We start from the raw sequence: 23,226 nt of genomic DNA, 5'->3' as shown, positions 1-23,226 counted from the left end.
TATATAATTTTAGTAATTGCAGATAAAAACAAGAGGAGCGAATAAAAAATGGCTAATTTGGGAACAGACTTTTTAGTTAAATGTACTAATATTAATAAATTTTATCGAAAACAACATGTTTTAAAAAATGTTAGTTTAACTGTGCAAAAAGGAGAACGGATTGGGGTTGTTGGACCGAACGGAACGGGGAAAACAACTTTATGTGAAATTTTAGCCCAATTGCGTCGTGTTTCGAATGGTAGTAGTGAGAAAAAATATGGAATTCGGATTGGAATGCAATTACAAGAATCAAAATATCCTCGTGGCATTACTGGTTATGATATTTTGAATTTGTATTTAAAAGCTTATAATTTATTAATTCCACCAGAAAAGATTTATCAATTTTTACTAAATTTACAAATTGAAAAAATAATGAACAAGGATATTTCAAAATTGTCCGGAGGACAACAACAAAAAATTAATATTTTATTAGCATTAATTGTTGATCCGGATTTGATTATTCTTGATGAATTAGCAACCGGATTAGATTTAGAAATTAAAGATAAAATATATGAAATTTTAAGTATTTTTTTAGCAAATGAAAATAAAGCATTATTATTAATTTCCCATAATATGGAAGAAATTGAGAAGTTTTGTGATACTTTGATTTTTATGGTTGCAGGAGAAATTACAAAAATAACAAAAGTAGTTGATGTTGTTGCCAAATATGGTAGTGTTGAAGCTTTTGTCAAAGATCAATTCAAAGAATATCAAATTGGGGCTTATAAACAAGGCTATAGAACAGGAGCAATCGAACATGACAAATGAGCAAAAAACTGAGCAAAATACATCGATAAAAATAAAAAATAGCTGATTAATTAATGAAAAAATTAATTTATCAGCACTATATCGTTTTTTTCTAAGTTATTTACGACGTCAAAAAATGGTTTTAATTTTTTCAGTAGTGTTAATTCCAATCGCAATTCTTTGTCAAGCAATTTTTGTTAACTACCGACAAGGATCAAATGTGATGGCATTATCAATTGGTGTTACTTTTATTGCAACTGGGACAAGTGTTGCTGTATATATGTTAATGGGATTTTTAATTGATTTAAAAATGTCCGTTGTATATAAACGAATTGGATTATTGGGAATTAAACCATTAGGTTTTGTTTTAATTGTTTACGCTTATTGTTTTACCTTAGTAATAATTGCTGATTTGCTAGTTTTAATTACTAGTTTCATTATTAATGCGGTGTTAAAGATTAATTTTGCTGTTGCGTATAATTTAATTGTTCTTTTGTTTTTCATTGTTTCAATTTTTATTACTGCTTTTGCAATTGCCTTAATGATTATTGCTGTTATCTTAATTAATTCACGAACAATGCAATCAATAGTAACAACAATTTTAACAATTTTATTTGTTGGAGGTTCATTCTTATTTGTTGCTTTTATTCCGGCTTTATTTGGTACACATTATAAAGAGGCAATTTTATCAATCAAGGGCTTAAGTATTAACTGCGGTGTTATGCTGGGTTCTCTTGTTTTAACTAGTCTCTTAATATGATTAATTATTCGAATTTTTCGTTGAGATAATTAAAAAAATAAGGAAAGAGCCGAAAATAATTGGCAAATTTAAATTATTTTGTTATGATATATTTGTTGTAAAATTTGAAAAGAATAGGATTTAAGCAGAAAAGAGGAATAAACAAATGCGTGAAGGAATAATTTTACGTTGTGAACAATGTAAAGAAGAAAATTACATTGCAAAGCGTGATAAAAAGAAACAACAAGACAAATTAGAAGTGAAAAAATATTGTTCAAAATGTAACCAACACACTTTACATAAAGAAAAAAAATAACTCATTTTAATGAGTTATTTTTTAAAATTAGTTTTATCAAAGATTAGACTTAACATCTTGCTTTGATTAACGGTTTTTATGTTATGATTAAGATAAAGTAGATAACATTATTTTCATATATGTGTTTTTAATTATTTTAAAATAGCAAGTAAAAATATGAAAGGAAGGAAGAACTAATGATTCGAAAAGCTGCGATTGTTGATCAAGACCAAATTAATCAATTAAGACAAAAAACAATTAAGAAAATTAATCTTGATGATTATAATCTTTTAGAACAAGAAGCTATTTTACAATATTTTCAAAATAATAATTTTTGTAAAACATTAGAAGCCGAAATAGGATATGTAATTAGTTTTGAAAATAAAATTTTAGGTTATGGTTCTTATCATGCACAACAAAATCAAATTACTGATTTATATGTCGATCCTGAATATCAAGGATGATATTTTGGCAAAAAATTGCTTAAACAATTAGAATTAGAAGCACAGACAAATGGTTTTTTAGATATTACTGTTGATGCTTTTTTACCAGCTGTTGCTTTTTTTCAAAAGCATCATTACATTGCAGTGAAGAAAAATGTTCATATCTATTCTCAACAAGAAATTTTAACCTATTTTATGAAAAAATATTTTTAATTTAATAGAAAAAAATGTATAATATATCCATTAAAAGGAATGATGGGTAATGTTGACCAAATTAAATTTAGATCCAAAAGAGTTAAAGACTTTTAAATTTTTAAATTCACTAAAATTAAATTTTCTTTCAATTGAACGAATTTTAAAAGTAAAAACAGAATTAACTTTTACTCAAAAAGAAACAATTTTAAATTTAATGCGACAACAATATAATATTAAGATTAAAGCAAATTATAATGCTCGTCCAGTAAGTCAAACCCAGCAGAAAAAACAAGTACTTAGTTTGCAAAAAATTAATAAAAGTACAAAAAAAGAAAAGAAACAAATAATAGTAAAAAATAAAAAACCACAACAAGTAACAAATATTTATCAAAAGCGGCCTTTTTTTAGTCAAGGTAATTTATTAGAATTAACAAAGCAAAGGATTAATTTATTACGTAATGCTTCAAACAATTATAATCGGATGGGGCAAGGCGTAGTAAAGTGACGAAATCCTTATTATTCAATGTTTGGTATTAACCAAACAAATCTTGCTAAGCGACATCAAAATTTATAATTTTAAGTAAAGTTAAATCAGAAAAATTAGTTCAAGAAAGAAATAGTTTTTCTGATTTAACTTTTAATGATTGAAGTAAAAATAACTTTTCTAAAATAATATTTTTAAGGTATAATAATTAACAACACAATAAAATAGAAAGGTCATTAATGATGGAAGAATATATATCCCAGACTAATAGCAACTTAGAAACTAATTTAAAAACTAATTTTGAAACTGGCTTAACTTCAGAAGAAGTAATTATTCGGCAAAAACAATATGGCAAAAATGAATTACCAAAAAGTAAAGTAACGCCATGATATGTTATTTTTGGTAAAGCATTAATTGAACCAATTCAATTAATTTTAATTGTAGCAGCTGTAATCTCAGTAATTGCACCAATGATTGGAAATAATTGACAAATTCAGGGTGAGTATTTTATTGATTTTTCAGTAATTGCTGCAATTGTTATCCTTGATGCAATTTTAGAAACAATTCAAACAGTAAAAGCGCGAAAATCAATGGCAGCTTTAAAATCCCTATCAAAGCCAAAAGCGGTAGTAATTCGAAATGATTCACAGCAAGAAATTCCAGCTAATGAATTAACAGTTGGCGATATTGTTATTTTGGAAGCAGGAAAATATGTTCCAGCTGAACTACGGATTATTGAACAATCTGATGTATTTATTGATGAAGCAATTTTAACTGGGGAAAGTGTTCCTGTTCATAAAACAGCTTATCCAATTGAACCAACAACAATTTTGGCAGAAATGAAAAACATTGCTTTTATGTCAACTTTTATTACAGCTGGGCGAGCAGTTGGTGTAGTTATTAAGGTTGGTCAACAATCAGAAATTGGAAAAATTGCAACAACAATTAATGAAACAGAAGAAACTGCCACAAATTTAGAAAAAAAACTAACAAAGTTTTCTTATTGAATTGCTGGATTAAGTTTTATTATTGCTATTGTTATCTTTTTAGCATTATACTTTAATGGTAATAAAAATGGATGAACCAATTATTTAATGGTGGCGATTACTTTAGCAATTGGAGTTATTCCAGAATCATTAGCAGCTGTTGTTTCTATTACTTTATCATTTTCAACCAAACGTATGGCGAAACAAAATGTAATTGTTAAGAAACTTGCTAGTATGGAAACATTGGGTAGTGTCAATGTTATTTGTACTGATAAAACAGGAACTTTAACACAAAATAAAATGACAGTTAAAAAAGTAATTATGAATAATGATGTAATTAATGCTGATAAATACATTAATAGTGGTCTTGATCAGCACCAGGATTTATTTTTGAAAGCATTAGTTTTATGTAATGATAGTGTTACTGAAGACAAGGAACGGATTGGTGATCCAACAGAATTAGCATTAGTTGATTATGCTGAATTATTTGCTTATGATGAACAAGATTCACGTGATAAATGAGAACTAATTGATGAGGTTCCTTTTGATTCTGAACGGAAACTAATGTCTACCTTGAATCTTATTGAAGGGGTTAGTACAACTTTTACAAAAGGAGCATTGGATAGTTTATTAGAACGTTGTGATCGCATTATGATTCAGAATGAAATTCTAAGATTAACTAAGCAAGATAAAGCACTGTTATTAAAGTTAGCAGATAATTTATCAGCGCAAGCATTACGGGTGTTAGCGTTTGCTTATAATACTAACTTTGATGATGAGCAAGACCCAGAAGCATTAGAAAAGAATTTAATTTTTTTAGGAGCAGTTGGAATGATTGACCCTGTTCGTTTATCTGCTATTGAAGCAGTGAAAAAAGCACACGCTGCTGGAATTAAAGTTGTTATGATTACTGGTGATCATGCAACAACTGCTCTAGCAATTGCTAAGGAGTTAGACTTAGCTTATTCAGAATATGAAGTAATTTCTTCTGAACAATTAAATGAAATGACGGATGAGCAATTAATTCGAATTGTTGATAATATTAAAGTGTTTGCTCGAGTTAATCCTGAACATAAAGTTCGGATTGTTAATATTTTACAACAGAAAGATTATCTTGTTTCAATGACAGGTGATGGTGTTAATGATGCTCCAAGTTTAGTAAAAGCGGATATTGGGGTAGCAATGGGAATTACCGGAACAGATGTTGCAAAGCAAGCAGCGGATGTTATTTTAACGGATGATAATTTTGAAACAATTATTAAAGGAGTTAATGAAGGGCGCAATGTTTATCAAAAAATCCGACGGGCAATTACTTTTGTTATTGGGGTTAATTTAGCAAATGTTTTATCAATTTTTATTTTATCCTTAATTAATCATGTTTCACCAGTAGAAGCAACTGATATTTTATGAATGAATTTAGTTATTGAATCAATTTTAGCAATTTGTATTGGAATGGCGGATAATGATGATACATTAATGACAATTAAACCAGTTCAAGGGAAAAATCCCTTATTTCGAAATATTTGAGGACCAATGATTCGAATTACTATTCTAACAACAAGTGTTTGTATTGGAGCTTATTATTTTGGAATGAGTTTCGTTCCTGCTCAGGCATACGAAGTCTATGGTTATCAAACAGTTTTTGATTTTTTACGAAGTAGTGATCCAAATATTACAATTGAAATGAAATTACAAATTTCTGATTTTGGACGGACAGGGATTTTTATTGCTTTAACTTGTGCACCAAGTATGTTTGTTAATACTGTTACTTTAACAAATTGAAAAATAAAAAAACGCTTTACCCCAATTATTAATCGCCCATTAATTTATGCCGCAATAGGAGCAGTTTTATTAAATATTATTATTTTGTTTATTCCTTGAATTAATAATAAAGTATTAAATTTAAATGATTTAGAAGTTTATAATTTAAATAATTGATATTTTATCCCTGCTTGTTTAGCAATGGCAATGATTCCTGTGACAATTATTGTGATAACTGATGCTTGTCATTTTTGATGACATCATGGGTTAAAACAACACTTGCAAAAACTGGGAAAGTTAAAATAAGAAAATTATAAACCAATCGTTGTTAAAACAAATAATTTTTAGAAAATATTATATTAAGCAATTAAGTTGTTAAAAGTACTTGAGTGCTTTTTTTATTTATTTGGCATTGTGTAAGTGAAGTGCAACAAATCAACTCAGAAAGGGGTTGATTTTTTATTGAAAAGAAACATTATTTTATTTTGCGGTCCTTAGTAATTAAGTATGGAAAAGATAATGTTATTAATACTGTTAATAATATTGTAATTAATAATGTAAAAGAAGATGAATAAATTATCCGCGTAATTTATTAGCGGTAATTTATTCAATATAGAGTTTATTTTGAGCGTAGCGAACACGCGGAGCGTGTCGCGAAAATTAGATTTTAGGAGGAATTAAGTTATGCCAGTTTGATTAACGACAATATTTAGTGTTGTTATTATATTAGGTATTTTTGCTTGAATTGGTTTATCAATTTATCAAAAAATTCGCCAAATTCGAGGTAAGAAAAAAGATAAAAAAGAAATTGAAAACAAGGAGGATAAAAAATAATGTTAGGTATGTATTTAACAACAGCAATTAATTTTTTAGCAGCAGATACGCCTACTATTTCAGATGGAATGGGTTCTATTTGAACTGGATTGGGTAATGCAATGATGAAAGTTAAAGAAGCAATTTATGCTGTATTACCACAATTAATGACTTTTTTAGGTGATGCGTGAATTATTTTAATTCCATTTGGTATTTTTGTTATTGTTAAGATATTAAACTTTTTCCGTGTTATGGTTAAAGGATTTTAATATTTAGTATAACTGATCATATATTTTAGCTATGGCACACTAGCTTTTATGTGAATTGAATAAATAATTTTGTTGTTTATTTTTGCACTATATACTGCCTACAAATTTATTTTTAAATAAATTTAATTATTTTGGTTATTATTGATAATGTTAACAAGATGAAAAATCCTATTGTGGAAATAAATATGATTATATCGCCAATAGTAGTTACATTTATATTGTTTATTGTTCATAATATTGAGTTTATTAGTAGGATTTAATATAAATAATGTTGTAAAAAATATTTCTTTTTCTAAAAACTTGTAGGCAGTATATAGTGTAAAAATATCAACTTAATTATAAGAGTATAATTTTATATTTTAATAACTATTAGTTATAAATTAAATAGTATTTTTCAGTGTGCCAATTTTTACTATTTTATATATTTAACATTGTTAATAACATTGTTTATTAAACATTAAATAAACAATATATTAGCATTATGTATAACATTGTTAATAATCAATGTTTTCAAATATTTAGTTAGGAGTATTTAATTATGGAAAAAATTATAAATCTTGGGGATGATGAAATATATTTTCAACAAGAACGTGAGCAAATTTTAGAAAAAGTAAAAATTTTTTATGAAAATAAACTTACTGAAAAAAATGAATATATAAAATTTTTAGAAAATAGACCCGGGAATCACGATTGTAAGAATTGTCCTAATCGACAACAATTATTTAAAGAAGATTTTGAAATTGTTTGTTTTTGAAGTAGTGGTGAATGAATTAATGGTAGTCATTGTGAAGAACCTTATGAATGTTATAAAACTAATAAACATATAGATTATTATGAAATTGTTTTAAAAAGAAAGAATAATTCAAAATATGACAAATTACCTAGTAAGGAGTTGAAAAAAATTGAGTAATTTTTATAAGAAAAATCAGAATATAGCAAATTATTTTATTAGTAAGGAATTGATAGTTTTTGAAACAGATAAAGCAAGTTTTATAAATTTGCCTAATCATAATAAACATATTGGTTTTTGATTAAGTAATAAGTTTATTTATCCGAGTGAAAAACATTCTGATCAAGTAGCTATTGGTTTGATTTATGATAATTCTTATCCTATTGTAAAATATGATGAAAATTTAAAACGCCATATTTGAAAATATTTAACTGGAACAGAATTAATAAATTTATACAATCAATATAAACAAAATTATTTTACACAAATGAAAAAAGCATTATTCTCTGGTGAACCTCAAAAAGTAAAAACAAATAACAATAATAATTTAACAAATTGAAGTGTTGAAAAAGAGCAAGAATTAATTAATGATTTAGAAAGTTTAAATTAAATGAGTTTATATGACTATTGAGTTCAATTTGTTAGTTATATTATTGGTTCAAATGCCCCTGAATTTTTATATGTTATATCGTTTGTATTATTTATCGTTTTATTTTTTGGGATGTTTTTTAAACTTATTCAAAAAATGTGGAGTTTTTAAAAATGCAAAATGATTGAGAAAAATTAAAAGAGTTTTTTATTCATATATTTTTGTTTATAGATAAAATAAATGTTGAAAGTATTACAACTTGGACTTTGACTCAAAATGAATATTTAACTCTGATGGTTGGTGTTTGAATTGTTATTTTGTTTTTAACTTGGTTTTTGTTATGAATGATTTTTAAAATAGTTGGGTATTTTAAGTAATGAAAAAGTTTATATTTTTCTTAAAAAATTATTGTTATATTAGCGGTTCAATGATTTTGTTTAGTTTAATTGATTTATTACTTTGAATAATTTCATTAAATTATACTGGTTTAGTATTCTGATTATTGTTTGCTTTGCAATGTGTTTATTTTGTATGATGAATTTGAAAAAACATATTTTATCAGTTAAATGCTTTTCGGTTAGTAAATTTTGTTTGAGATAATCCGTTATCGGTAATTATTGGTAAATTAGGAACGGGAAAAACATTACTTTTAACTTATTTATCACAAACTATGAAACTATTAACAGATAAGATTTATAGTAATTATCCGTTAGAAGATGATAAAGTTAAAGTTTTAACATTTAAAAATTTAGATTTTACAGATCGAACAAAACCAGTTCCCCCAGATGATAGTGTTATTTTATTTGATGAAAGTTATTTATATATTGACGGAACTAGTCCGCACGATGAGAAAAAGGTTCATAGTGGTAAAATTCCGTGAATTGTTTTAGCAAGACATTTTGGCAATCGTGCTTTGTTTACAGCTCAGCGTGAGGGTATGATTTGAAACAATATTAGGCAATTAGCAAGTGGTATTATTATTCCAATTTCACTGAAAAAACCTATTGCTAAAAAAGGATTTAATTTTTTTAATCGGTTCTTTATTATGCGAATTGGTATTTTTCAAGATATTACGGATTATGAAATTTGAAAAACAAAATCAGTAGAACGAACAGCAGAAGGTAAACGAGCAAAACATAAGTCGGATGTTGGGTTAGGAATTCGGTTTTTTAAAATAATTATTCCGTTAGAATTTGCACAGAAATATGATAGTCAATGATTAAAGTTTGTTCGTGATTTAAAAAATGATGAAATAGTTAATTATAAAGAATATTACTGGTCAGAAATTACTAAATTGAGTGTTAAAGAGCGTTTAGAATTGTTTGATATTGATATTTTGAAAAAGAATTTAAAACCTAAAAAAGAAAAAGGAAGTGGTAAAAATGATTAATTTATTATCAGAAAGTAGTAATTGAGATAAGATTTTTAGTTTTATTTTTGATGTATTTTTGTTTATTTTTGATGTAATTTGAAATACTAAATTGCCAATGACAAATACGACAATTGCTTATTTTATTATCTTTTTTATGGTTGTTAAGTTATCTATTTATGCAATTCACGGTACAAGAACTCAATACAACGAATTAGGTTCAACAGTACAAACAGGTGTATCAAATATTTATTCTGCAACTGTTCGTGGAGTTTCAGATACTAAACAAGGTATGCAAAAACATATTAAAGAGCGTAAACAGTTTAAAATTAATCGTAATAAACAACAATTATCAAGTTTAGCAAAACAAGCAAAAACAAGAGAACAAGGATATCGGAGAGTGCATAAATAATGATTAGATTAGTTTTATTAGTTGCGGCAATTGCTATTTTTGGAACAGGATTTATTACAGTTATTATTAATCAGTTGACATCAGCAAAAAATATCATTATGGATTTATATAATTCTGATACTTTTTTACTTTCGTTGTTTGGTAAAATGGCAATTTTGTTTAGTCATCCGTTAATGTTAACAATATCAAGTTTATATATTGTTGGGTTTATTGTTTCAAAAACACTGTATAGTTAGGAGTTGAATTTATGAAAAGTAAAATTTTAAAATTTTTAAAAGAAAAATGATGAAAAATATTATTATATTTTTTGGTAATTAGTTTAGGAATGTTCGTACCTTTTCTTTATATTGATATTAAAGAATTTCAATTGTTTTTGAGTAAATTTGGTTCAGTTTCTTCAATTATGTGTATTGGATATATAATTTTTTGAATTTTAACTGCTGCGGGAATTATTGATTTAATATTATGAATTAAGAAAAAAATTAATAAAGATATAGTTAAAGGTAGTAAAGAATAATGCGTAAGTCATTATCTTTATTTGCAATATCTATTTTAGGTATTTTAGGTTTAATTATTCCTTTTATTACTTTAACAGCATTTAAACCCTTAAATCAGCAAAATTATACTGTTAATCAACAAACAACGGGAATTAATGAAACGGATTTTATTAATACAATGTTTTTACGCAGTAGTTTCTTTGAAAATTGGTCGGAAACAAATTATTTTATTAATCCGACTTTAAAAACATCACAATCATTAACTTATAATGATAAGTGATATTTAGACTTTTTAAAAGATAGTTATTCTACCGGAATTTCATTTGATAAACCTAGTGATGAATTTATGGATTTATATAAAAATTGAGATACTTATGCTAAACAGTATAATATTGATAAGTTCTATGATGTTGACAAAAAACAATTTTTAAAAGAATTAACTAATTTTTCTTATTCTTTTGCTAAGTATTTTAATACTGTTGAAATTATTAATAAATTAGAAAAAAGTGTTGATAATTTACAACAAGTTAATTTAAAATTTCAAAATTGAAAGTTAATCCCATTAGACAAATTGAATAGGAATCCAGATAATAAATGATATATTGGAATTGTAAAAAAGAAACAAAATGATAATTTTTCTATTATAAAATTTAATTTTTCAAATAAATCAATTTGAGATAATAGTGGTGTACCTTATCATATTATTAATGGTGTATGATATCTTTTTAAATCATATTACTGTTGAAATGGTAATGATGAACCTCAAACACCAGAAGTTAAAGATACAGGTGAAATAATTTTTTATACTGATAATGAATATCAAAATACTCGCTCTTTTTTGCTAAAGTATATTAATGCTATTGTACAAGAAAATATTAGAGTTCAGCAAGGCGGAAATCCAAACTATGATGACCTAAATTTAGGTAGTCAAAGAATAATTTTTGATTTTGAAATTATTAATAATATGGAAAAATTAGATTGAAAACCTGATATTATTTTAACTAGAAAATCAATTTATCGGATGATTTTAACGATTGATGAACATAAAAATATTGTTGCTGGTAGTTTAGAATTAACACATTTTAAACAATATTGGGGTGGTAATAATGCAAATAGTTATCGATATACTGATGATTTAGGTTTTTTGTTTACTTTTATGAAAGAAAAAGATAATATCTTTAATTTTAGTGCTGAAACATATAATTATAATCAAGATAGTACTCCCAATACTGGTAAGCGGGTTTTTGAGCAGATGAAAGGACAAATTGATATTAATAAGTTTTTAAAAGCATTTTTTGTACACGCTTTGGTGCCTGTATTTCAAAATCGTAGTAATTTTATTGAAAGTGGTTATATTGATAATTTACAATATGATACTGTTTTAATTAACTTTTTTGGTTTGAAATTAGTTAATTTTAGAGATGTTTTAATTGATGAAAATAATATTAATAAAAATCAATTTGAAAAATTATTAAATAGTATATTTACAGTTTCGCAAAACTTTTATAAAGATTATTTACGAACAATTTTTGACTTGGAAAATAATACTTATGTGCAAGGATATAATAAAAAATATGGTTTATTAGCAAATAATGGTTTTAAAATTTATCCTCGTTATTTTTATTTTTCAGATAAATATAATCAATTAGATATTAAATTGTATTCAGCATTTAAAAATCGGTTTTATAACACAAATTATGGTAATGTATTTAATTATGATTTTTCAGTTGCAAATGATTATAATATTAATCAAAATGAGGGTTATATTTTTGAAGGTGCTTTAAAAGATAAATATGGTTTAAAATATAAGAAAATTGAAGAACAAAAAATCGGTTATAATGTTTTTGAATTACAAGCACAAAAAGAAAATGATATGTATCGTTATTATGATTTTAATTTTGGAATTTATAATTGACAAGGAATAAATAATGGTGGATTATTCCCTGATGGGCAATGATGACAAGCACAATATGAAAGTTGTAGTTGATATAATTTAGCGTGTCATATTCGAAATGCTGCAATTTGAATTGTCAATAATATTCCTGGGGTAAAACAAGTGAATGAATTAGCAAGTGGTGTTGGTAAGATTTTTCAAACAATATACAGTTTTTTTAGTCAAACATTTGAAGTTTGAAAATTTAGTCCAGCATTATATAATACAATAACAAATATATTTTTATTAATTATATTTATGAAATTTGTACGATTAATTTAAAAAGGACTTGTTAGTCCTTTTATTCTTTTCAATCTGTAATTTTTCCTGTTTTATTATCAATTGTTGGTATTTCCGGTTCATTATTGCCATCTCAACAGTAATATGATTTAAAAAGATATCATACATCATTAATAATATGATAAGGTACACCACTATTATCTCAAATTGATTTATTTGAAAAATTAAATTTTATAATAGAAAAATTATCATTTTGTTTCTTTTTTACAATTCCAATATATCATTTATTATCTGGATTCCTATTCAATTTGTCTAATGGGATTAACTTTCAATTACTTCCAATTGGCGGTTGTTGTGGATTTCAAGGTTCTGGTTTATTACCCCCCCGTTTTCATTGTTATTTGGTTTTTTACAACTAATTAATGATGTTGTACTTATTGCTGTTAATCCGATTGCTCCTAAAATGCTAAGTCATTTTTTCGTATTTTACTTCTCCTTTATTAAAATTACTTGAATGCTATAATTGATTTTATCATATATCAATAATGTATTAAATAATTTTAATATTAAATTTATAAATTAATGAAAGGTATATAAAAAATTAATGAAAGGTATATAAATGTTATGTATAGTCATTTAAGTTTTATTGATAAGGTTAAATTGGAAAAATTATTATTATCAAAATTATTTTTAAAAAAGAATGGTGAAATAAATATTTCACAAATTGCTAAATGTTTGAACAGAAATCGTAGTACTATTTTGCGAGAAATTAAGCGTTTTAAAACTATTGATGAATATAGTGCTTATAAGTCAGATAAAATGTATTATGAGAAAAGAAAAAAGAATAATAAAAGATATAAGTTTACAGAAGAACAATTAAAATTTATTAATATAAGATTTAATGTTTATCGTGATTCTCCATCACAACTTATTCATCGTTATTTTATAAAGTTTGGTATTAAATTTCCTGTTTGTGTTAAAACATTGTATAAATGAATTTATTTGGGTTTTTATGGTTTTTTAAAACAGAATTTACGTCATCGTGGTAAAAAATATAAAATAAAAGGGAAATTTGATAATCGTGGTAAATTAACTAATTTTAAATCAATATGAGATATTGAAAATAAAAAATCTGATGCTGGTTGATTTGAAATGGACACCGTAGTTGGAAAAGACCATCAATCTAGTAATTTAGTTTTAGTTGAAAAATTAAGTAAAAATTACTTTGTAATGAAATTGAAAAATCATACCGCTAATGAAGTTGTAAAAAAGTTTAAGGATATTGTTATAAGAAATAATTTAATTGGTAAAATTAAAGGAATAATAACTGATAGAGGAAAAGAATTTAGTAAATGAAGAGAATTAGAAATATTTGCTGAAACACAAGTTTATTTTTGTGATCCTGCTTCACCACAACAAAAACCATTAATTGAATATATGAATTCTGAACTTAGAGAATGATATCCTAAGGGAACTGATTTTAATAATATTAGTCAACAAAAAATAGATTGAGTAGTTGAAGTTATAAATGAAAAATTAAGGCCTATTTTAAATTGAAGAACAGCAAAAGAGGTATTTTTAGAGAATTTTAGATAAGTTTATTTGAACAATTTAATAAATTATTTTTCAGTGTGCTTAATTTTCCTTAAAATGAAATAAAAATTATAAATATTTTAATTTTTAAAAATTTATAATTGATTTTTTATGATTTTTATTATATTATTTGACTAATAATAGAATTTAAATTGTTTTTCTAATTAATGTAAAATTTGATATAATAAGAAAGATTATAAGGAGAAAATATGGCTAGTGAAAAAACAAAAGATAGAAACTTAAATCAAAAAGAAAATAAGTTATTAAGTAAAAAAATAAATTCTTACACATTAGATAAACTAATTCGTCATAGTAGTAAAGGCAAGGTTGAGCCAGCAAATAAAATGATTGCTGAATATTATGCTCGTCGTGATAAAGAAATGCAAGCAGCAAAAGTTCGCCGTGAACAAGCTAACCGTGGTGGGATTTATAATTTTAGTATGGCAAAATATGATAATATTTTTAAAACAGTTAATACAACAAGCAATGGATTACCAAAACAATATAATTTAAATACTGCTAACCTTAGAAGTGAAAAAGTGTTACCAATTGATCGTTTTTCACCCCAATATTTAGCAAAACGAAATGGAATAAGCATTAAGAAAGAAAACGATAATCGTCCAGTAATTGATTTGTTTGATGAGAATAATAATGAAAAGCAACCAGCAATTATTGTTTATGATCCAGCAAAAGGGATATATGTGATGCAAGAACCAAAATTAGGGCGAAAAGAAACCCCAAACTTTGCAACAAATCTGATTGAGAAACCAAATCAGCAAACTGTTGTTCGTAAGAATGGTAATGCTAGCAAAAAGAAATTAACTGAAGAAAATGTTTTGAATGTTGTAACAAAAGACCATACTTTAATTGCTAATCGTAGACGAGGGATTTCTGATACAAATAGTATTGATCCAAGTAAAAAACCAAGTTTTTTAAGTCAAATACAAGAACAAACGGATGAAACTGCAATCTTTAAGCAGAAGCAAGAAGATGCTAAAACTTTAAGTAAAAACCCACAAAAAGAAAAATCTGCACCAAAGTTTAGTAAAAAACAATTCTTATATGACTTAGAAGTAAATCAAAAAAAAGAAAATATTAACTTACCAAATTATTATCAAACAAATTATTCAAGTAAAAAAGGCTTTTGTTTTTTTTGCAGTAAAGTTTTAGGGTTTTTTAAAATCACAAAATGAATTAATAAATCAAAACGCTGAAATAAGTAGTATTTATAGTTTACTACTTATTTTTTAATTAAAGTAAAAAAATTATTTAACACTTAAATCATTATTAATGGTTATTTTTGAAAATATTTGAAAATTTTTAGCAAATTATTGAGAAGCTTTTATTGCTATTTCATCGCTTATTGCAATGATTACTTTAGGAACGATATCTTTTCGAGTTCAAATGAAGAATTATCAGAAAAATTTAACACGATTAATTAAACGTGATAATCGGCGTTTTAAGAAAAATGTTCTTAGAACAGGAATAAAAAGTGATAGTATTATTTTTAAAAGTTATATTCGTGCTAAAATGATTTTTATTTTAAATGATGAAGGAGAAAATACTAAAAGTCAAAATTATTATGTTTCTTTTCGAAATTATAAATTAATTAAATTAATTTTTCGGAGTATTAATCATCATTTAAGAAAATTTAATTATATTTTAAAATTAATAAGAAAATATCATATTACTTTAAAAAATATTGAAATTAATAAAAAATCAAAATTACCAGAAAGTTTTGATTTATATCCTGATTTACCAGAAAATAAAAATTTAGTAACAACCGGCAATAAAGAATATTATCTTAATAGTATTTATGATGCTGAAGGAAACCTAATGGTTCAAAATCAAGTGACAGAAGAAACCATTTGAGGTCAATATAAATTCTTTTTGAACCATGATCGTGATGATATGATTATTACTGTGGTAATTAAAACTAATAAAATTAAAGATGTTAGTTATCCTGCTACAAAAGAGCAAAAAATTTTTTTCTCAATCAATACTGCCGAGAAAAAACGAACAATTAAAGCAACTTTTAAGAATATGAAAAAATATAATTATTTATAACAACGTTAGAAGATGCAAAAGAGTATGCTAATTTCTATCTTTTTGATAAATATGAGAAAATAAGTCGTATTACCGGTATTGAAATTAAACAAAAAATTGGTTTTACATATTATATGGGCCAAGACAGTGAATGATATTTACAATTATTATTATATCAATTTGGTCGTAGTTTTGGAACTTGAATTGGGAGAGCAATGTGGTTATACTGGCTGGAAATCAGATAATCTTATCTTATGATTGATAATAAATATTAATTTTTATTAAATTACAATTTACATTATTTTAAAAATAATCCTTGCTAAATTTAATTAAATATGTTAATTTTAATATCGTATATGATTTTAAAAATATTACTAATATTTTTAAAATAAATTACTTTAATTGTTTATTGTTTATAAAACATAGCCAATTAAAAACTAAAAAAGGAAGTAAATAAGATGGGAATTACTTCAAAAGCAAAAAATACGTTAAAAACAGCTTATAAATCACTTAAAAAGTCATTTAATTCATTTTTGAAAAAACTTGGTTTTAGTAATAAAGAAGCTTCAAAAGTTTCGTCGGAATTTATGAGTGCAATGAGTCAAACAATTGGAGAACATCTTAAAGATGACCAATATCGTGAAGTTTTAAAAGAAATTATTACAAATGATAATGAGCCAATTTATGAAAATTTGAAACCATTAAAACCACATCGTCCAGCACCGCCAATCCCAGGAAGCACAGAAAGCTATCGTGTGGAACCACGAGTAAAAAGTGATACGATGCAAAATAAAATTCAAAGACCAAAAGAAGCACCACCAGCACCACCAAGTATTTTGCAACAAGAAATTATGAAAATGAAAAATAATTTACGAAAAGTAGAAACAAAAGAACCACAATTAAATGGCATTAATGGGCAAGGAAAACCACCAATTGCACCAAAACCAAATTTAACAGATTTAAGTAAAGCACAAATAAAATCAATTAATGAGCAATTAAAAAATTTAGATCAACAACAAACAAATCAACATGAACAAGAAGCTGAATTAGATAAATAAGGCTCAATAATAAATTGTTTAAAAACATAACTAAAAATGATATTAGTATTAATTCTAATATCATTTTATTTCGTTTTATTAATATGTTGTGAAAAACTTCAAATTTGTTCATTTCCACCATTAGTTTTAATTGCTTCAATATTTTTTATTGTAATTTTTTCAACAATTTCTAATGGGACTAGAGCAGTAATAAAAGTTCGAATAATATGTTCTGAAGCATAATCATTAATTAGTTCAGATACGGTTAATGGTTTTACTAACGGTAAGGGAATTACGACTTGACTACTAGTTATTGCATCTTTATCATTTTTGAATGATAAATATCTTTCTTTCGGAATTGTTTCAATAATTTCCTTGTTATTTTTCATAATTTTTAAGTTTTGATCATTATCATATTCATAATTTCATCAAGGTAATATTTTAGCATTAGCAAAAAAGAAATATTCATTTGAATTTTGTTTTTTTTGAACTAAATAACAATTATCTTTAATGGTATAATTTTTTTGTAAGGTTTGGATTTTGACAATATTAGTTCCCGTAATACTGCCGTAATTTTCTAATGTATTTAATAATTGATTAATAGCGTTCATACTATTATCCTCATCAACGTAATGCTATTTACTAAATAAATTAGTCATACACTATGCTAATAATATACTATTTTTAAAAATTATTGTAGTATTTAACTAAATTTATTTCATAAAATTTTATTTTTAAGACATTTGTCTTTCTACAATAATTTACAACTTTTAACAAATATGCTAATATAAGTAATATTAATAGGAAGAGAAAGACTATGAAAAAAAATATTCTAACGATTTTAAGTGAGTACAAAAAACGACTGTTAAATGATAAATCAGTGGGAGACATTTTTTTAACCAAAATTAACACAAAAAGTAAAAATATTATTAATTTCTTAGACTTATTATTTTTATCAAACCAAAGCCCAGAAAAAGTTTGAAAAGATATTAATAAGAAAGAAAATCTTATTATTACTAAATTATCTGGAGAAACAATTAGGGAAATTTGTGGTTACGTTGGAGGAATTATTAATAAAAGTAAAAATGATGCAGAATTTGCTTCACACTTAAAGCAGCATGCATTCAATAAGTATCCCATTTTACATTATTCAAAAATTCTTGAATTTATTTTTACGTTGTTTGTTAAAAAAGATGGAAAAAAAGTTAGTGAAGAAAGCTTATTAAAATTAGAAAAAATCATTAGTGAAGAAACAACAAAAATTTTTAATAAATTTATTCGAATTTTACAAGATGCCAAATTATATTCCTTTGAAAGAAATATTAATCCATTATATATTGGTTGGCCATACATTGAAGGATTAACACAATCACAAAAAGTTTTTCGTGCGCCATTATTATTATGACCACTAAATGAACTTAGTCGTACAAAAACTAAAATTGTTTTAGCAACGAAACATGATGAAATTTTATTAAATTCAGCAATTCGTTTAAGTCAAATTAAAGATAGTAATTATAATGTGGCTGAATTTAGTTTTGATTCCTTAACTTTAACGGATGATATTTTTCAAAAAGCAATTACAGATTTAAAAACATTAGGATTTAAGGTTAAAAATGAAGATAAAATAAATAATTTATATAATTTAAATTACTATAAACAAAATGAACAATTATCTTCTAATATTGCTGATAACTTTGAGAAATATTTAGCCAATAATTATCAAGTTAATAATTTAGGGTTAGTATTTGATTGCTATCTTGGAATGTATAATATTTCATCAACAACGTTATATCGAGATTATTGTGATTTAGAGAAAGTTACTGATAATTCTGTTAGTCAAATTTTTCAAAATGAATATAGTATTGAAGAGGATTGAGCGGAAAACCAACTACGGTATCAAGAAGAATTAAATGAAAGAACAGTAATGGCAATTAACAATTATGATATTTCCCAAAAAGTGGCCATTAAGAAATCGTTAGAAAAAAATACGATTATTCAAGGTCCACCTGGAACTGGAAAATCACAAACAATTAGCAATTTAATTGTTAATAATTTATGCCGTGGGGAACGAGTTTTGTTTTGTGCGGAAAAACAAGATGCAATTAAAGTAGTTTATAATAATATGAAAAAAATTCAAAATTATTGTTTAATGATTACTAACTTAGAAGAAAAGGAGAGTTTTTATCAAAAAATTTTAGATAGTATTAATAATATTAATCAATTATATCCAGAAGTCGAAAGCGCAATGTATTTAAGCAAAATGGATCAGTTATTTGATAATATTAAGAAATATAAAATATTTGCACGTCAAGATGCTTATCAAGATTATTTACAATTTTTAAATAATGTTAAAAATCAGCCATTAACATTAGATTTTGAATTATTAAGTCAGTTTTATTATTTTGAATTAGAATATGATGATTATTCTCGTCATTGTCATCGAATTTATCAAAATACGATGATCGTTCAAAAATTTTTAGCCTTGTTTAATGATTTTCCCCATTTTGCAGAAATTTATCATCGTTTTCGTGTCAAAGAATTTAAAAAAATGTTAAAAAAAGCTGAAGGATTAAAACCACATAAATTTTTAGCATTAATATTTAATGTCTTAAAAAATAATATTGTTAGTTATACGATTAATAGTGTTGATGAGAATAAATTTAATTTATTTAAAATTGAAGAAACAACTTTAATTGAGGCATTAACAACGGAATTTAAAAATATTGATTATTTTGTTAATCGTTTAGAATTGATTGACCAAAATGATCGCTTGCGTCGTGAAGATAAAAATTATGAACTATATGCTTACTTAGGAACTGTTGTTAAAGTTGAAGCAGATTTGCCATTAATTTATCAACATTATTTTGTTCATTGCTATCAAACAGAACATGCTGAGTTATTAAAAGTTGGAACTTTAAATTGACGTGAAGAACTAACTAAATTAAGCAATCAATCAATGCTTAATACAACAGAATATTTAACTTATTTATACCATCAACAAATTCGGGATGTTATTAAAGCAAATTTTATTGAAACGTTACCTAAACTTATCGAAGAATGTCGAAAAAAAACAAAACGATCAATTACTTATTTTTTTAAAAATAACTATGAATTAATTAAAGTTTTATTTCCCGTTATTATGGTAACTCCGGATATTGCATCCCAATTATTACCATTAAATCATCAAGAGTTTGACCAATTAATTTTTGATGAAGCATCACAAATTTTTGTGGAACGAGCAATTCCAATTATTTATCGTGCAGAACGAATTTTAGTTGCTGGGGATAAAAAACAATTAGGACCAACAAATTTCTTTTCATCACGGTTTGATTATGATGGGTGAGAACAAAACGAAGAATTGTTAGCCCTTGAAACAACCTTAACTGATAAGAGTTTACTTGACTTTGCTAGTAAACAATATAATTCTAGTATGTTACGATTTCATTACCGGTCAAAATATAGTGAGTTAATTAATTTTTCAAATGCTGCCTTTTATGATAATAATTTAATTATGATTTCAAATAAAACAAAAAAGGATTTTCCGTTAAAATTAATTGATGTTCCTGATGGGGTATGAAAAAACCGGGGTAATATTCCTGAAGCGAAACGAATTGTTGCTTTATTAAAAGAAATTATTACAACTCGAAAACAACAAGAAACAATTGGGGTTGTTACTTTTAACGAAGTACAAAAAAACTTAATTTGACAATATTTAACGGAAGAATTTGAAAAAACACCAGCGTTAGAACAAGAATTACATCGAGTGCATAATGGGCGGAATGAAGGTTTATTTGTGAAAAATCTTGAAAATATTCAAGGTGATGAACGCGATATTATTATTTTTTCAATTGGTTTTGCGCGGGACGAGAATAATAAATTTACGCAATTCTTTGGTCCTTTATCGCAAGCTGGTGGTGAAAACCGTTTAAATGTGGCAATTACTCGGGCAAAAGAAAAAATTTATATTGTTAAGTCATTTCCATCATCATTAATTTCAGAAGATTCAAAACATCCTGGCCCACGATACTTTAAATATTATTTAGAATATGTTGAGCAATTAAACCGCGGAAAAGATCAAGAAGACAAAGTATTAGCAAAGTTAACAACAGCAAAAAGTTATGCTCAAGAACAACAAGTTTCTAAAATTAATCGACAATTTACAGCAGAAGTTGCAGCAGCTTTAACAGCAGCCTTAAGTGGCCATGAGCGTTATCAAATTGCAACATATACAGTGCAAGGAACTTATCAAATTGATGTTACGGTATATGATCAGAAAAAGGACCATTATGTATTAGGAATTATTTGTGATGATTTAACATATCCAATTGGAGTTGAACAAAAAGAATATGATTTTTATCGTCAAAAGTATTTAGTTGACCGCGGATGAAAAATTGAAGCAATTTTACATAGTAATTGATTATTTAAAAATTACCAAGTAGATATTATTAATAGGATTGTACAAAAAATTATTGGTAAATAGGAGGCCTTATGAAATTTGATTTAACTAAAATTAAAAAAATGAAAAATCTTAAGGATTTAGAAATATATTTATTTAAAACATATTTACCAAAAAATGGTAATCGGATTATTAAAGCAGAGTTATTAAATTTAATTCATATGTATTTCTCAACTGTAACTTCTGAGCAAGCAAATCAATTTATTACGTTATTAAAAGATAATCGGGTTGTTTTTCTGCGCGGATATCATTATGTTGGTAATGAAACATTAGAATCATTTAGTCGTCAAGATCAAGAAAAAGAAGAACCAGGAGAAATTGAGCCTGCCATATTACCGTCAACAAAACCAATTGAAAAATTAAGTTCTATTTCTGAACAAAAAGAAAAACCGCAACCAAAAGCAAAAGTAGTAACACCACGCAAAATAATTGATTTTAGTAGTTTATCTTTTCCAGACCGGTATCTTAATTTTATTCAGTTATTATATCCAATTAAAAATGAAAAAGAAAAACCAGTAATTGCTTTATATGATATTCCCGATTTAATCGTTAATAATCCTTCGAACGAAGAAAAATATTTTAAGTTTAACAAACAACATAGTATGTCAAACGATGACGATAATTATATTGATCCAACTAAACGAAATATCATTTTAAAAGATGAATTTGAACCAACTGTAGAAGAACCTTCGGAATGAACAACTGTTAAACCAGAAAAGTTGACCTTTGATTTTTCTAATCCAACTAGTTCAGAAGCCATTTGACGAAAAATGAGTGTTAGTCAATATCGAAAATATTTTTTATCATATCATCAAATTATGCAATTTCAGTACCAAGGATTAAATAAGTTTTTTATTGATTATTTATTAGCTTTACCAATTAATGATAAATTAATTATGAATTATTATAGTAATGTAATTGTGAATAAAAAAATTTATCAAGCTTTATATGATAATTATTTACGAAACCGAATTAAGTATGCTTTTTTAATTGATTATAATTTATTTTATGATGTTCCTTTAATTCAAAAAAACCTTGATAAATATCATAAAGAAGTTAAAACAGCTGCTGAAAACATTATAATTAATTTATTTATGCAATTTTTAAGTTCAACTTTTAATGTTAATGAAAAAAAATTACAAATTAGTCCAGAAGTTATTAATCAAATTAAAGCTTTTTACTGATCATTTAATCAAAAAATGCATTTATTTGAATTTAAAGATTATATTTTTTCAACAAACCCAAAATGAAAAGAAGAATATGCAATGAATTTTATTAATTTTTTTGAAGGCTATAAATTTACTTCAAATCAACAAGCAATTAATTTAATTATTGATCATTTGGAAAGTGATAAACTATTAGAATTATTAAAAGAAAATATTAATAAAATTAACTTTAAAAAGACAACAATTAATGATCATGTCTTATGATATGATGTTAAAACTAGTTGTCATTTATTAGACAATGAATTAACATATATTAAAGGAAACTTACTAAATAATATTCAAACTATTTTTGAAGAGACAATTAGTTAAAAAATGCTATTAAGATAA

Annotated in this window: 25 protein-coding genes; 23 read left to right on the top strand and 2 right to left on the bottom strand. The window is 25.2% G+C overall.

Features of this window, described 5'->3' with window-relative positions; genetic code table 4:
- The first annotated feature begins 48 nt into the window (after positions 1 to 48).
- The 17 genes from SPM_RS03770 (at position 49) to SPM_RS03695 (ending at position 12,583) form a co-directional block, all read left to right on the top strand.
- Positions 49 to 849, top strand: a complete 801-nt coding sequence (locus tag SPM_RS03770; protein WP_004028260.1) for an ATP-binding cassette domain-containing protein — start codon at positions 49 to 51, stop codon at positions 847 to 849.
- Positions 797 to 1,579, top strand: a complete 783-nt coding sequence (locus SPM_RS03765; RefSeq protein WP_004028259.1) for a hypothetical protein — start codon at positions 797 to 799, stop codon at positions 1,577 to 1,579. Before SPM_RS03770 ends, SPM_RS03765 begins: the two co-directional genes overlap by 53 nt.
- Before the next feature lie 112 nt (positions 1,580 to 1,691).
- Positions 1,692 to 1,841, top strand: coding sequence for a 50S ribosomal protein L33 (gene rpmG / locus SPM_RS03760; RefSeq protein ID WP_004028258.1), 150 nt, complete (start codon positions 1,692 to 1,694; stop codon positions 1,839 to 1,841).
- A gap of 176 nt (positions 1,842 to 2,017) precedes the next feature.
- Positions 2,018 to 2,476, top strand: a complete 459-nt coding sequence (locus SPM_RS03755) for a GNAT family N-acetyltransferase (protein WP_004028257.1) — start codon at positions 2,018 to 2,020, stop codon at positions 2,474 to 2,476.
- Between the two features lie 49 nt (positions 2,477 to 2,525).
- Positions 2,526 to 3,032 carry a hypothetical protein gene (locus tag SPM_RS03750; protein WP_004028256.1) on the top strand — a complete coding sequence of 169 codons (507 nt, stop codon included), beginning with the start codon at positions 2,526 to 2,528 and terminating at the stop codon, positions 3,030 to 3,032.
- A gap of 152 nt (positions 3,033 to 3,184) precedes the next feature.
- Positions 3,185 to 5,995, top strand: coding sequence for a cation-translocating P-type ATPase (locus tag SPM_RS03745; protein ID WP_004028255.1), 2,811 nt, complete (start codon positions 3,185 to 3,187; stop codon positions 5,993 to 5,995).
- An 83-nt stretch (positions 5,996 to 6,078) separates the two neighbouring features.
- A complete protein-coding gene (locus SPM_RS03740; RefSeq protein ID WP_004028254.1) occupies positions 6,079 to 6,264 on the top strand; it encodes a hypothetical protein in 186 nt (61 codons plus the stop codon).
- 109 nt (positions 6,265 to 6,373) lie between these two features.
- The gene (locus SPM_RS06430; protein ID WP_004027793.1) at positions 6,374 to 6,523 is read left to right on the top strand and encodes a hypothetical protein; all 150 of its coding nucleotides are present in this window, start codon (positions 6,374 to 6,376) and stop codon (positions 6,521 to 6,523) included.
- Positions 6,523 to 6,771 (top strand): hypothetical protein, encoded by a 249-nt coding sequence (locus SPM_RS03735; protein WP_004027792.1) that lies wholly within the window; start codon positions 6,523 to 6,525, stop codon positions 6,769 to 6,771. The genes SPM_RS06430 and SPM_RS03735 overlap by 1 nt, the downstream gene beginning before the upstream one ends.
- Before the next feature lie 538 nt (positions 6,772 to 7,309).
- Entirely contained in the window at positions 7,310 to 7,681 is a 372-nt protein-coding gene (locus tag SPM_RS03730; protein WP_004028253.1) for a hypothetical protein, read from the top strand.
- Positions 7,674 to 8,111: a DUF3627 domain-containing protein gene (locus SPM_RS03725; RefSeq protein ID WP_004027790.1), complete on the top strand. Its 438-nt coding sequence runs from the start codon at positions 7,674 to 7,676 to the stop codon at positions 8,109 to 8,111. Before SPM_RS03730 ends, SPM_RS03725 begins: the two co-directional genes overlap by 8 nt.
- A gap of 152 nt (positions 8,112 to 8,263) precedes the next feature.
- A complete protein-coding gene (locus SPM_RS03720; protein WP_004028252.1) occupies positions 8,264 to 8,467 on the top strand; it encodes a DUF2649 family protein in 204 nt (67 codons plus the stop codon).
- A complete protein-coding gene (locus tag SPM_RS03715) occupies positions 8,467 to 9,480 on the top strand; it encodes a hypothetical protein (RefSeq protein WP_004028251.1) in 1,014 nt (337 codons plus the stop codon). Before SPM_RS03720 ends, SPM_RS03715 begins: the two co-directional genes overlap by 1 nt.
- Complete coding sequence (locus tag SPM_RS03710) at positions 9,473 to 9,871, top strand: hypothetical protein (protein WP_004028250.1); 399 nt, start codon at positions 9,473 to 9,475, stop codon at positions 9,869 to 9,871. The genes SPM_RS03715 and SPM_RS03710 overlap by 8 nt, the downstream gene beginning before the upstream one ends.
- Positions 9,871 to 10,107, top strand: a complete 237-nt coding sequence (locus SPM_RS03705; RefSeq protein ID WP_004027616.1) for a hypothetical protein — start codon at positions 9,871 to 9,873, stop codon at positions 10,105 to 10,107. The genes SPM_RS03710 and SPM_RS03705 overlap by 1 nt, the downstream gene beginning before the upstream one ends.
- Before the next feature lie 11 nt (positions 10,108 to 10,118).
- Positions 10,119 to 10,388 carry a hypothetical protein gene (locus SPM_RS03700; protein WP_004027785.1) on the top strand — a complete coding sequence of 90 codons (270 nt, stop codon included), beginning with the start codon at positions 10,119 to 10,121 and terminating at the stop codon, positions 10,386 to 10,388.
- Complete coding sequence (locus tag SPM_RS03695) at positions 10,388 to 12,583, top strand: spiroplasma phage ORF1-like family protein (RefSeq protein WP_004028249.1); 2,196 nt, start codon at positions 10,388 to 10,390, stop codon at positions 12,581 to 12,583. The genes SPM_RS03700 and SPM_RS03695 overlap by 1 nt, the downstream gene beginning before the upstream one ends.
- A 19-nt stretch (positions 12,584 to 12,602) precedes the next feature.
- Here the strand turns inward: SPM_RS03695 and SPM_RS03690 are convergent, their stop codons facing one another.
- A complete protein-coding gene (locus SPM_RS03690) occupies positions 12,603 to 12,848 on the bottom strand; it encodes a DUF3688 family protein (protein ID WP_004028248.1) in 246 nt (81 codons plus the stop codon).
- A 317-nt stretch (positions 12,849 to 13,165) separates the two neighbouring features.
- Here SPM_RS03690 and SPM_RS03685 point away from each other — a divergent pair, with 317 nt between their 5' ends.
- The 4 genes from SPM_RS03685 to SPM_RS03670 all read left to right on the top strand — a co-directional run bounded on the left by SPM_RS03685 (position 13,166) and on the right by SPM_RS03670 (position 17,238).
- The gene (locus tag SPM_RS03685) at positions 13,166 to 14,137 is read left to right on the top strand and encodes an IS30 family transposase (RefSeq protein WP_004028247.1); all 972 of its coding nucleotides are present in this window, start codon (positions 13,166 to 13,168) and stop codon (positions 14,135 to 14,137) included.
- Between the two features lie 206 nt (positions 14,138 to 14,343).
- Positions 14,344 to 15,357: a hypothetical protein gene (locus SPM_RS03680; protein ID WP_004028246.1), complete on the top strand. Its 1,014-nt coding sequence runs from the start codon at positions 14,344 to 14,346 to the stop codon at positions 15,355 to 15,357.
- 67 nt (positions 15,358 to 15,424) lie between these two features.
- On the top strand, positions 15,425 to 16,201 hold the full coding sequence (locus SPM_RS03675) for a hypothetical protein (protein WP_004028245.1): 777 nt from the start codon (positions 15,425 to 15,427) through the stop codon (positions 16,199 to 16,201).
- A 437-nt stretch (positions 16,202 to 16,638) separates the two neighbouring features.
- Positions 16,639 to 17,238 (top strand): hypothetical protein, encoded by a 600-nt coding sequence (locus SPM_RS03670; protein ID WP_004028244.1) that lies wholly within the window; start codon positions 16,639 to 16,641, stop codon positions 17,236 to 17,238.
- A gap of 65 nt (positions 17,239 to 17,303) precedes the next feature.
- Here the strand turns inward: SPM_RS03670 and SPM_RS03665 are convergent, their stop codons facing one another.
- Positions 17,304 to 17,828, bottom strand: a complete 525-nt coding sequence (locus SPM_RS03665; RefSeq protein WP_004028243.1) for a hypothetical protein — start codon at positions 17,826 to 17,828, stop codon at positions 17,304 to 17,306.
- A 206-nt stretch (positions 17,829 to 18,034) separates the two neighbouring features.
- On the opposite strand from SPM_RS03665, the gene SPM_RS03660 reads away from it, so the two are divergent.
- Both SPM_RS03660 and SPM_RS03655 read left to right on the top strand, forming a co-directional pair.
- Positions 18,035 to 21,697, top strand: coding sequence for an AAA domain-containing protein (locus tag SPM_RS03660; protein WP_004028242.1), 3,663 nt, complete (start codon positions 18,035 to 18,037; stop codon positions 21,695 to 21,697).
- Between the two features lie 8 nt (positions 21,698 to 21,705).
- Positions 21,706 to 23,208 (top strand): hypothetical protein, encoded by a 1,503-nt coding sequence (locus SPM_RS03655; RefSeq protein ID WP_004028241.1) that lies wholly within the window; start codon positions 21,706 to 21,708, stop codon positions 23,206 to 23,208.
- Positions 23,209 to 23,226 lie beyond the last annotated feature (18 nt).

This window comes from Spiroplasma melliferum KC3, assembly GCF_000236085.2.
Classification (GTDB): Bacteria; Bacillota_I; Bacilli_A; order Mycoplasmatales; family Mycoplasmataceae; genus Spiroplasma; species Spiroplasma melliferum.
This window is presented reverse-complemented; position numbering and strand designations above follow the sequence as displayed.